Source organism: Burkholderia sp. FL-7-2-10-S1-D7 (assembly GCF_001524185.1).
Taxonomy (GTDB): Bacteria; Pseudomonadota; Gammaproteobacteria; order Burkholderiales; family Burkholderiaceae; genus Burkholderia; species Burkholderia diffusa.
Window position 1 is genome coordinate 40,129 of record NZ_LOWY01000077.1, and the last position, 11,212, is coordinate 51,340.

The following is an 11,212-nucleotide window of genomic DNA, read 5'->3' on the forward strand; positions in this document are numbered from 1 at the left end:
CCGCTTTCGCCGATTTATGCCGACTTACCCGCTGGTGTTCCATTCCTCGCCGGACCAGGTAATTGCCTGGCGTGACGGCACGCCCGTCAGCGTGCGCGCGTTCGTCGCCGACGTCGCGCGCGTCGCCGCCGCGCTGCCCGCCGGCGGCCACGTGTTCAACGTATGCCGCGATCGCTACCGCTTCGCGGTCAGCCTGTGCGCGGCACTCGTCGCCGGCAGGATCAGCCTGCTGCCGTCGACACACACGCCGGAGATGGTGCGCCAGCTCGCGTCGTTCGCACCGGACGCGTTCTGCCTGCACGACACGCCGGACTGCACGATCGACCTGCCGCGCTTCGCCTATCCGGACGCCGCACCCGGCGACCGCCTCGACGACGCGCCGTGCGTGGTGCCGCAGATCGACGCGTCGCGAATCATGGCGTACGTGTTCACGTCGGGCTCGACCGGCGCGCCGGTGCCGCACCGCAAGACCTGGGGCTTCCTGGTCGGCTGCGTGCGCGCGGCGGCCGAGCGCCTCGGCCTGCTCGACGGCCGCGCGGCCACGCTGATCGGCACCGTGCCCGCGCAACACATGTACGGCTTCGAGTCGACGGTGCTGCTCGCACTGATCGGCGGCCTCGCGTTCAGCAACCGCCAGCCGTTCTACCCGGTCGACATTCGCGACGAACTCGCCGCGATCCCGCAGCCACGCGTGCTCGTCACGTCGCCGATTCACCTGCGCGCACTGCTGTCGGCCGGCCATGCGCTGCCGCCGGCCGCGCTCGTGCTGTCGGCCACCGCGCCGCTGTCGGAAAAGCTCGCGTGCGAAGCCGAGGCCGCGCTCGATGCGCCGCTCGTCGAGATCTACGGCAGCACCGAGACCGGCCAGATCGCGACGCGCCGCACGTCGCAAGGCGCGACGTGGCAGCTCTTCCCCGGCATCCGCCTCGACGCACGCCCGGCACATGACGCGCCGGGCCGCGACGCCGCAGGCGACGACAGCGGTCCGACCGTGTGGGTGTCGGGCGGTCACGTCGAAACCCCGGTGCCGATGGGCGACGCACTCGAACTGCTCGGCGACGGCCGGTTCCTGCTGCACGGCCGCAAGGCCGACCTCGTCAACATCGCGGGCAAGCGCACGTCGCTCGCCTATCTGAATCACCAATTGAACGCGATCGCCGGCGTCGTCGACGGCGTGTTCTTCATGCCGGACGACGCCACGCCGGCCGACGCCGATGCGACCCGCCAACCGGTCACGCGGCTCGTCGCGCTCGTGGTCGCGCCGACGCTCGCCGCGGCCGACCTGCGGCGCGCGCTGCGCGAACGGATCGATCCCGCGTTCATGCCGCGTCCGCTCGTGTTCGTCGACGCTTTGCCGCGCAACGAAACGGGCAAGCTGCCGCGCGACGTGCTCGCCGCGCTCGTCGCACGGCACACGCGGGCCGCAGCGCCCGAAGCGAGCGCGCGCGCCGTAACCGATGCGCCGCTAACGTTCACGATTCCCGCCGATCACCCGGCGCTGCCCGGTCATTTTCCCGGTCATCCGATCGTGCCGGGCGTCGTGCTGCTCGATCGCGCGATCGCCGCGCTCGGTGCGTCGCTGAACCGCCCGCTGCACACGTGGCGGCTGGCTTCCGCGAAATTCCTGAGCCCGGTCGCGCCCGGCGAGCCGCTCGATCTCGCGTTCGATGCAGCGGCCGGCGGCGCGATCCGCTTCACGCTGCGCGCCGGCGCGCGCGACGTCGCCACCGGCGTGCTGTCCGCACCGGCCGCCGCGCAGGAGGGCGCACGGCCATGAAGCGCACCGCATGGGCCGAGCGCCAGGAACGCAGCAACGCGGCGTTGCTGCGCGCGATGACCTGGATCTCGCTACGGTTCGGCCGACGGCCGTCGCGTGTCGTGCTGCACGCCATCGCGACGTATTTCGTGCTGTTCTCGCCGGCCGCCTGCTCGGCGTCACGCGACTATCTGCGCCGCGTGCTCGACCGTCCAGTGCGCTGGCGCGACGTGTACCGGCACGTGTTCACGTTCGCCGCGACGATCCACGACCGCGTCTACCTGATGAACGGCCGCTTCGACCTGTTCGACATCCGCCTGCACGGCGAAACGCGTGTCGAGGATGCGCTCGCCGGCGGGCGCGGCGCATTCCTGATGGGCGCGCACCTCGGCAGCTTCGAAGTCGTGCGCGCGATCGGCCGCACGCGTCCGGACCTGCGCGTCGTCGTCACGATGTTCGAAGAGAACGCGCGCAAGATCAACGCGACGCTCGCCGCCGTGAACCCGGCCGCGAAACCGGAAGTGATTCCGCTCGGGCAGGTCGACTCGATGCTGAAGGTGCGCGAGCGTCTCGACGCGAACTGCATGGTCGGCATGCTCGCCGACCGCACGCTGCTCGACGATGCACCAACCTCAATGCGGCGGCTGCCGCTGCTCGGCGCACCGGCCGCGTTCCCGCTCGGGCCGCTGTACATGGCCGCGATGCTGCGGCGCCCGGTGCTGTTCATGACGGGCCTCTATCGCGACGGCAACCGCTATGACGTGCACTTCGAGACGCTCGCCGATTTCTCCGACGTGCGCCGCGAAGCGCGCGCGGCGGCCGTCGACGCGGCGCTCGCGCGCTACGTCGCGCTGCTCGACAGGTATTGCCGCGCGGCCCCGTACAACTGGTTCAACTATTTCGATTTCTGGCAGACCGGCACGGCCGCCGCGCGCCGCGACGATGCGCGCGCGTGCGCCAACCTGTCCGTCACGAGGGATTCCGACGCATGACCGCCGTTCTCCGCTTCCTGTCGCTGTTCCCGCTACCGTCCGCGCCCGTGCTGCGCCGCTCGGCGCGCACGTTCGCCATCACGGCCGCCGTCGCGCTCGCGCTGCCCGCGCACGCGGCCGACACCGGTTCGGCGTGGACCCTCGACCGGCTGATGTCGACGCTCGCGCAGCACAAGTCCGGACGCGCGACGTTCATCGAGACGAAGACGCTGTCGATCGCCGCGCAACCGCTCGAATCATCGGGCGAGCTCGTGTTCGTCGCGCCCGACCACCTCGAGAAGCACACGCTGAGCCCGAAGCCCGAACATCTCGTCGTCGACGGCGACATGCTCACCGTCGAGCGCAACAACCGCAAGTACACGCTCGCGCTCGCGCGCTATCCGGAACTCGGCGCGTTCATCGACAGCATCCGCGCGACGCTCGCCGGCAATCGTTACGCGCTCGAGCAGGTCTACAAGGTCGCACTCGCCGGCCACGGCGACGACTGGACGCTGATGCTCACGCCGCTCGATTCGCGGATGCTGAAGGTCGTCAGCACGATCACGCTCGAGGGCTCGCGCGACGTGTTGCGCAGCGTCGCGATCCAGCAGGCCGACGGCGACCATTCGACGATGCGCCTGCAACCCGTCCCGGCGAAGTGATGGACGAGCGCACCCGGCCGGCCGCCCCCGTCGCGCATCGCCCGCCCGCGTGGCGGCAGCGCGCCGTGCTCGTGTGGCTGGTTGCGCTCGTCGCATGCGGGATCGCGATCGCCCGTGCGAATTTCACGGCGGACCTGTCCGCGTTCCTGCCGAGCGCGCCGAGCGCCGGGCAGCGCGTGCTCGTCGATCAACTGCGTGACGGCATCGTGTCGCGGCTGATCCTCGTCGCGATCGACGGCGGCGATGCGGCCACGCGCGCCGCGCTGTCGCGGCGCGTCGCCGGCACGCTGCGCGCCGACCGGCAATTCTCGGCGATCAACAACGGCGAAGCGGTCAACGACGAGCACGACCGGCAGTTCGTGTTCGACCATCGTTATCTGCTGAGCCCGGCCGTCTCGCCGCAACGCTTCAGCGCGGGCGGCCTGCACCAGGCGCTCGGCGACAGCCTCGACCTGCTGAGCTCGTCGGCGGGCCTCGTCGCGAAGGCGATGTTGCCGCGCGACCCGACCGGCGAAGTGACCGCGCTCGTCGACCAGCTCGACAGCGGCGCGCAGCCCGCGATGCGCGATGGCGTGTGGACGTCGCGCGACGGCACGCGCGCGGTGCTGGTCGTGCAGACGGCCGCCGCCGGCTCCGACACCGACGCGCAGGCGCGCGCGATCGACGCGGTGCGCCACGCGTTCTCCGCCGCGACGCAGACGCTGTCGAACCGCGCCGCGTACACGCTCGCGATGACCGGCCCCGGCGTGTTCTCGGTCGACACGCGCGACACGATCCGGCACGACGTCGAGCGGCTGTCGACGGCAAGCATCGTGCTGATCGTCGCGCTGCTGCTGACGCTGTACCGCTCGCCGCGCACGCTCGCGCTGGGGCTGCTGCCGGTGCTGACCGGCATCGCGGCCGGCATCGCGGCGGTCAGCATCGTGTTCGGCACGGTCCACGGGCTGACGCTCGGCTTCGGCACGACGCTGATCGGCGAAGCCGTCGACTATTCGATCTACCTGTTCGTGCAATCGGCGCAGGTCGGCGCGCGCGGCACCGCGCGGTCCGCCGACGCGACGCGCGCATGGGTCGCCACGTACTGGCCGACGATCAGGCTCGGCGTGCTGACGTCCGTGTGCGGCTTTGCGTCGATGCTGTTCTCCGGTTTTCCGGGCCTCGTGCAGCTCGGGCTGTACTCGATCGCCGGGTTGACGGCCGCCGCGCTCGTCACGCGCTTCGTGCTGCCTCACCTGCGCGGCGAGCACGTCGCGATTCGCGACGTGTCGCGCGTCGGCGCGGTGCTCGCGCGTGCGGCCGCTGCGGCGCCGCGGCTGCGCTGGCCGCTCGCCGTGCTCGTGCTCGCCGCGTGCGCGACGCTCGTGTTGCATCGCGACGGCCTGTGGAGCCGCGAGCTTGCAGCGCTGAGCCCCGTTCCCGCCCGCGCGCAGGCACTCGATGCACGGCTGCGCGCCGATGTCGGCGCGCCGGACGTGCGCTACCTCGTCATGATTTCCGCGCCGACCGAACAGGCCGCGCTCGAACGCGCGGAACAGGTCGCCGCGCAATTGCAGCCGCTCGTCGATCGCGGCACGCTCGCGGGCTTCGAAAGTCCCGCGCGCTACCTGCCGAGCGAGGCCGCGCAGCGCGCGCGCCAGGCGAGCCTGCCGGACGCCGACGTGCTTGCCATGCGCATGCGTGCGGCCATCGCGAACCAGCCGATCTCGGTCCAGCCCGAACTGTTCGCACCGTTCATCGCCGATGTCGAGACCGCACGCCGCGCGCCGCTGGTCACGCGCGCGGACCTGCGCGGCACGTCGATGGCGCTCGCCGTCGACGCGCTGCTGACCGAGCGCGCGGGCCGCTGGAGCGCGATGTTGCCGCTGCGCGCGCCTGATGCCGCCCGTACCGCGTCGGCGGCCGAACCGGCGCTCGATGCCGCGCCGATCCGCGCGGCGGTCGCGCGCGCCGGCGTACCGGATGCGCTGTTCGTCGACATGAAGGCCGAGGCCGACCGCCTGTACGTGAACTACGTGCACGAGGACATCCGGCTGTCGCTCGCGGGTTTCGCGGCGATCGCCGTGCTGCTGCTGATCGCGCTGCGCTCGCCGCGCCGCGTCGTGCGCGCGCTCGCGCCGCTGGTCGCGGCCGTGCTGGTGGTGACGGCCGGCTTCGCGCTCGCCCGCGTGCCGCTGACCATCCTGCATCTCGTCGGGATGCTGCTGATCGTCGCGGTCGGCTCGAACTATGCGCTGTTCTTCAACAAACGCGACGACGCACAACCGGTCACGCCGTATACGCTCGTGTCGCTGCTGATCGCGAACCTCGCGACGGTCGCCGGCTTCGGCCTGCTCGCGCTGTCGCGCGTGCCGCTGCTCGAAACCTTCGGGCTGACCGTCGGCCCTGGCGCAATGCTCGCGCTCGCGTTCGCCGCGATTCTCGCGCCACGCGCCGCAGCGACGAGCAGCGCTCGTCCCAACCTGACAGGAGTCCGCGCATGAATGCGCCGTTGTCCGTTCCACCGTGGCAGCCCGGCGATGCGCGCCGCTGGAAACCCACGCCGCTGATCGCCGGCACGGCGGCGCTGCACGCGGGCGCGCTCGCGGCCGTCGTCGCGCAACCGGCTGCATGGCCGTGGGCAGCCGGCGGCGTGGTCGCGTCGCATCTCGCGCTGACTGCCGCCGGCCTGTGGCCGCGCAGCGCGCTGCTCGGACCGAACTGGACGCGCCTGCCGGCCGGCGCCGGCCGCCGGATCGCGTTGACGATCGACGACGGCCCGGACCCCGACGTCACGCCGCGTGTGCTCGACCTGCTCGATCGTCACGATGCGCGCGCGACGTTCTTCTGCATCGGCGATCTCGCGCGCCGCCATCCGCGGTGGATCGAAGCGATCGTCGCGCGCGGCCATGCGGTCGAGAACCACAGCCAGCGGCACCGGCATACGTTCTCGCTGTCGGGGCCCGCCGCGCTGCGGCGCGAGATCGCGGCCGCGCAGCAGACGCTGACCGAGATCGCCGGCACGCGCCCGCGCTTCTTCCGCGCGCCGGCCGGCCTGCGCAATCCATTTCTCGAGCCGGTGCTGTGCGAGCTCGGCCTGCAGCTCGCCAGCTGGACGCGCCGCGGCTTCGACACGCGCGCGAGCGACGCGGACGTCGTCACGCGCCGCCTGCTCGACGGTCTGGCGCCGCGCGACATCCTGCTCGTGCACGACGGCCACGCGGCACGCGACGCGCGCGGCGAACCGGTCGTGCTCGACGTGCTGCCGGCGCTGCTGCGCGCGGCCGCCGATGCGCAGTTGCACTGGACCACGCTGCGCGCCGCGCTCGCGCCGGAACCGCCCGGCCAGCCGGGCACGCCGGCACCCCCGTTTGATAAAATCTGACCCTGCCCGGCGCGCCCGCCAGCCCTGCTGCGGCGCCCGTTCCGGTCACCGGATACGACCCTCGTGAAACCTCTCCTGATCTCGCACTTCACCGCCACCAGTTGCATCGGCAGCGGCCTCGATGCGACCGTCGACGCGCTGCGCAACGCACGCGGCGGGCTCACGCCGTGCGACTTCGAACGCGCCGATCTCGACACCTGGATCGGCGCCGTGGACGGCGTCGATGCGCATCCCGTGCGCACGGATCTCGCCGACTTCGACTGCCGCAACAACCGCCTCGCACAACTCGGCCTCGTCCAGGACGGCTTCGACGCGCGCGTCGCGGCGGCCGTATCGCGCCATGGCGCCGCGCGCGTCGGCGTGTTCATCGGCACGAGCACGTCCGGCATTCTCGAGACCGAACGCGCGTACGTGCAACGCGATCCGGCGAGCGGCGCGCTGCCCGCAGGGTTCCGCTATGCGCACACGCACAACCCGTATTCGCCGGCCGCGTTCGTGCGCGCGTATTTCGCGCTGCGCGGGCCGGCGATGGCGATTTCGTCCGCGTGTTCGTCCGGCGCGAAGGTGTTCGGCTCCGCGCGCCGGATGATCGAAGCGGGGCTGATCGATGCGGCCGTCGTCGGCGGCGTCGATTCGCTGTGCCTGACGACGCTGTACGGCTTCAATTCGCTCGAACTGCTGTCGCGCAGGCCGTGCCGGCCGTTCGACGTCGCGCGCGACGGCATCTCGATCGGCGAAGCGGCTGCGTTCGCGCTGCTCGAACGCGTGCCGGATACACGCGCCGCGCTCGACGACGACGCGATCCTGCTGCTCGGCATCGGCGAATCGAGCGATGCGCATCACATGTCGTCGCCGCATCCGGAAGGGCTCGGGGCGCGCATCGCGATCGAACAGGCACTCGCGTCGGCCGGCCTCGCGGCAGGCGACATCGACTACGTGAACCTGCACGGCACCGCCACGCCCAGCAACGATGCCGCCGAAAGCCGCGCCGTGGGCGCGCTGCTCGCGCGCACGCCGTGCAGCTCGACGAAGGGGGCGACCGGTCACACGCTCGGTGCGGCCGGCGCGCTCGAAGCGGTCGTCACCGCGATCGCGCTGCGCGAGCAGTTCGTGCCGGCCGGCATCAACACGACGCAGCCCGACCCGGCACTGGCCTGCGACTACGTGCTCGCGAGCCGCGACGCGCGCGTGCGTGCGGTCCTGTCGAATTCGTTCGGATTCGGCGGCACGAACTGCAGCCTGATCCTCGGCCGTGCCGAGCATGCCCGCCGCCGGGAGCCGACATGACCCTCACCGCCTTCATCGAAAGTGTCGGCCTCGTCGGGCCGGGACTGAACGACTGGCCGCACGCGGCCGACGTGCTCGCCGGCCGCGCGGCCTATGCGAGCGCGCGTACCGTGCTGCCGCCGCCCGCCAGCCTGCCGCCGGCGGAACGCCGCCGCACCGGCCCCGTCGTGCGCGTCGCGCTTGCGGTCGGCCTCGAAGCGGCAGCCGCGAGCGGGCGCGATGCCGCCACGCTCGCGACCGTGTTCAGCGCGTCCGGCGGCGACGGCCAGAACTGCCACGCGATCTGCGAGACCCTCGCCGGCGACGATCGCCACCTGTCGCCCACCCGCTTTCACAACTCCGTGCACAACGCGCCGGCCGGCTACTGGAGCATCGCGACCCGCTCGATGGCGGCGTCGAACGTGCTGTGCGCTCACGACGGCAGCTTTGCCGCGGGCCTGCTGGAGAGCCTGTGCCAGGTCGTAGTCGATCATGTGCCGAGCCTGCTGATCGCCTACGACACCGACTATCCGGAGCCGCTGCGTGCGGTGCGACCGATCGTTGACGCATTCGGCGTCGCGCTCGTGCTCGTGCCCGACGCGAGCGAACGCACGCTCGCGCGCATCGACGTGCAGCTCACCGACGCGCCGGCGACGACGCTCGCGAACCCCGAACTCGACGCGCTGCGCACCGGCAATCCGGCCGCGCGCGCACTGCCACTGCTCGACGCGCTCGCCGCTCGGCACACGGCGAGCGTCGTGCTCGACTATCTCGACGATACGCGCGTGCGGGTCGATATCGCGCCGGCGAATCCCGCGGCGGAGCACGCGCAATGACGACGCCGATGCCTGCGCTGACGACGGCAACGCTCGATCGTGCATGGATCGCCGCGCACATTCCGCACGAAGGCGCGATGTGCTTGCTCGATCGCGTCGAAGCATGGGATGCCGCGCGGATCCGCTGCAGCGCGACGAGCCATCGCGATCCGCACAACCCGCTTCGCTCGCACGGCCGGCTCGCGTCGGTCTGCGGAATCGAATACGCGGCACAGGCGATGGCCGTGCACGGCGCGCTGGTCGGTACGCAGCACACGCAGACGGAACCTGCGCGGCCGCGCGCCGGCTATCTGGCGAGCGTGCGCAACGTCGACGCGTTCGTCGATCGGCTCGATACGTTCGAGCTGCCGCTGATCGTCGACGCCGAGCGCATCGGCGGCGACGACCGCTCCGTGCTGTACGACTTCACGCTGCGCTGCGGCGAGCGCGTGCTGCTCGGCGGCCGCGCCGCGGTGATGCTCGACGCATCGGCGGCCGGCGTATTCGTTCCGCCGCCTGCCGGCAGCGCAAACCCTCGATGACTCGCCCCAAGGAAACCAGGTCGTGAAAGCACGTCAGTTCATTTGCACCGCGTTCGTTCTCGCGCTGATCAGCCCGATCGCGCACGCGGACATGTCGGAAGTGAAGCAGGACATCAAGCGCGATTCGAAAGAAGCGGCGCACAAGACCGGCGAGGCCGCGCGAAGCTTCGGCCACGCAACCGCGAGCGCCGCGAAGACAGTCGGCCACGGCATCGCGCATGCGTCGCGCGAGGGCTGGGATGCCACCAAGCGCACGACGAAGCGGATCTTCCACAAGAACGGTTCGGGCGAAGGTTCGGCGAAAAGCAGCGATTGAGCGCGGGCGTCCCGCGTACCGCACACGAATGCGCGCGATGCGGCACGACGCGTGAACGCGCCGTTGCCGCACCGCCGCCGTCAGCGCGCGCCGCTGCGCGTGCGACGCGCCGGCCCGCGCGCGAGGCGCTTGCCGTACGCGACGAGCCAGCAATCGAGCGGATCGAAGTTGCGCAGCAGCCGCGCACGGCGCCGCTCGAGCCAGTGAAGCGCGATCGCCATCGTCAGCGCGACGGCCAGGGCCGAGCCGCCGATCGCGAGTCCCATCCAGGTGTCACCCATGCCTCCTCCGGAATGCGAGGCCGGTGCGGCGCGCTTGGCGCGACGCGGGTGTCGGAGCGCGGGCGCACACGGCCCGCCGCATGCGCGGCGAAGCTGCGTCCGTGATCCGTCACCGCGCGTGCCGCGCCGCCCCGGCGCTGGATACAGCGGGAGCACGGCCCGGACGCGCGCGCGAACGCCGCCCGGGCCGCCGCGCGTCAGTGCATGTGCTGGCCGCCGTTGATCGCGATGTTGGAGCCCGTCACGAAGCCGGCCTCCTCCGAGCACAGATACGCGATCAGCGCCGCGACTTCCTCGGGTTGACCGAGCCGTCCCGCCGGAATCTGCGGAAGGATCTTCGTATCGAGGATGTCCTGCGGGATCGCCGTCACCATCTTCGTCGCGAGATAGCCCGGCGATACCGTATTCACCGTCACGCCCTTGCGCGCGACCTCGAGCGCGAGCGATTTCGTGAAGCCGTGCATGCCGGCCTTCGCGGCCGCGTAGTTGGTCTGGCCGACCGAGCCCTTCGAGCCATTGACCGACGAGATGTTGACGATGCGTCCCCAGCCGCGCTCGACCATGCCGTCGCAGACCGGCTTCGTCATGTTGAACACGGAATCGAGGTTGGTGCGGATCACCGCATCCCAGTTGACCTTGTCGAGCTTGCGCAGCGTCATGTCGCGCGTGATGCCCGCGTTGTTCACCAGAATGTCGACCGGGCCGACGTCCCGAACGATCTCGTCGATGCACTGCTGGCACGAATCGTGGTCGGCCACGTCCACCGGATACGCATGGAATTCGCGGCCGGCCGCATGCATTTCCGTCAGCCAGCGATCGGCGCCCGCGTTGTTCGGCGAATACGTGACGACGACCCGGTGGCCCGCATCGTTCAACCGGATGCTGATCGCTTCGCCGAGGCCGCCCATTCCACCAGTCACAACTGCAATTCGCTTAGTCATCCTATAAGTTACCGACAAAAAGGTAGTCAATGATGCGGAGCGACGGCATGGCACATGCTGCGGCCCCACCGCTGCGATGCGCTGGTGCCCGCAAGGCGGGCACGGCGCACCGGAACCTCACGCTTGTTGTTGGTTGCTTGTTCCGCGCGAAGGTTGCTGCGCACGCGGGCGGCACTGGCCGACGCCGCCCGCGTGCAATATCGTCATCAGCCCCTGCTCAACTGCGTTCGACCGCGAGCGCGACGCCCATCCCGCCGCCGATGCACAGCGACGCCAGCCCGCGCTTCGCATCGCGCTTGAC

11 protein-coding genes are annotated in these 11,212 nt (G+C 71.2%); 9 read left to right on the plus strand and 2 right to left on the minus strand.

Annotated elements, in window-relative coordinates; genetic code table 11:
- Positions 1-16 precede the first annotated feature (16 nt).
- The 9 genes from WS75_RS23835 to WS75_RS23875 all read left to right on the plus strand — a co-directional run bounded on the left by WS75_RS23835 (position 17) and on the right by WS75_RS23875 (position 9,689).
- A complete protein-coding gene (locus WS75_RS23835) occupies positions 17-1,777 on the plus strand; it encodes an AMP-binding protein (RefSeq protein WP_059683827.1) in 1,761 nt (586 codons plus the stop codon).
- On the plus strand, positions 1,774-2,748 hold the full coding sequence (locus WS75_RS23840) for an LpxL/LpxP family acyltransferase (RefSeq protein ID WP_059683829.1): 975 nt from the start codon (positions 1,774-1,776) through the stop codon (positions 2,746-2,748). Before WS75_RS23835 ends, WS75_RS23840 begins: the two co-directional genes overlap by 4 nt.
- The gene (locus WS75_RS23845; RefSeq protein ID WP_059683832.1) at positions 2,745-3,389 is read left to right on the plus strand and encodes a LolA family protein; all 645 of its coding nucleotides are present in this window, start codon (positions 2,745-2,747) and stop codon (positions 3,387-3,389) included. The genes WS75_RS23840 and WS75_RS23845 overlap by 4 nt, the downstream gene beginning before the upstream one ends.
- The gene (locus WS75_RS23850) at positions 3,389-5,869 is read left to right on the plus strand and encodes an MMPL family transporter (protein ID WP_059683834.1); all 2,481 of its coding nucleotides are present in this window, start codon (positions 3,389-3,391) and stop codon (positions 5,867-5,869) included. The genes WS75_RS23845 and WS75_RS23850 overlap by 1 nt, the downstream gene beginning before the upstream one ends.
- Complete coding sequence (locus WS75_RS23855) at positions 5,866-6,750, plus strand: polysaccharide deacetylase family protein (protein WP_059683836.1); 885 nt, start codon at positions 5,866-5,868, stop codon at positions 6,748-6,750. Before WS75_RS23850 ends, WS75_RS23855 begins: the two co-directional genes overlap by 4 nt.
- 63 nt (positions 6,751-6,813) lie before the next feature.
- On the plus strand, positions 6,814-8,037 hold the full coding sequence (locus tag WS75_RS23860; RefSeq protein WP_059683838.1) for a beta-ketoacyl-[acyl-carrier-protein] synthase family protein: 1,224 nt from the start codon (positions 6,814-6,816) through the stop codon (positions 8,035-8,037).
- Positions 8,034-8,852: a beta-ketoacyl synthase chain length factor gene (locus tag WS75_RS23865; RefSeq protein ID WP_059683840.1), complete on the plus strand. Its 819-nt coding sequence runs from the start codon at positions 8,034-8,036 to the stop codon at positions 8,850-8,852. Before WS75_RS23860 ends, WS75_RS23865 begins: the two co-directional genes overlap by 4 nt.
- On the plus strand, positions 8,849-9,373 hold the full coding sequence (locus tag WS75_RS23870) for a hotdog family protein (RefSeq protein WP_059683842.1): 525 nt from the start codon (positions 8,849-8,851) through the stop codon (positions 9,371-9,373). The genes WS75_RS23865 and WS75_RS23870 overlap by 4 nt, the downstream gene beginning before the upstream one ends.
- Before the next feature lie 22 nt (positions 9,374-9,395).
- Positions 9,396-9,689, plus strand: coding sequence for a hypothetical protein (locus tag WS75_RS23875; protein WP_059683844.1), 294 nt, complete (start codon positions 9,396-9,398; stop codon positions 9,687-9,689).
- An 80-nt stretch (positions 9,690-9,769) separates the two neighbouring features.
- Here the strand turns inward: WS75_RS23875 and WS75_RS23880 are convergent, their stop codons facing one another.
- Both WS75_RS23880 and phbB read right to left on the minus strand, forming a co-directional pair.
- Positions 9,770-9,970: a hypothetical protein gene (locus tag WS75_RS23880; RefSeq protein WP_059683846.1), complete on the minus strand. Its 201-nt coding sequence runs from the start codon at positions 9,968-9,970 to the stop codon at positions 9,770-9,772.
- A 197-nt stretch (positions 9,971-10,167) separates the two neighbouring features.
- On the minus strand, positions 10,168-10,911 hold the full coding sequence (gene phbB, locus WS75_RS23885) for an acetoacetyl-CoA reductase (RefSeq protein WP_059683849.1): 744 nt from the start codon (positions 10,909-10,911) through the stop codon (positions 10,168-10,170).
- Positions 10,912-11,212: the final 301 nt, after the last annotated feature.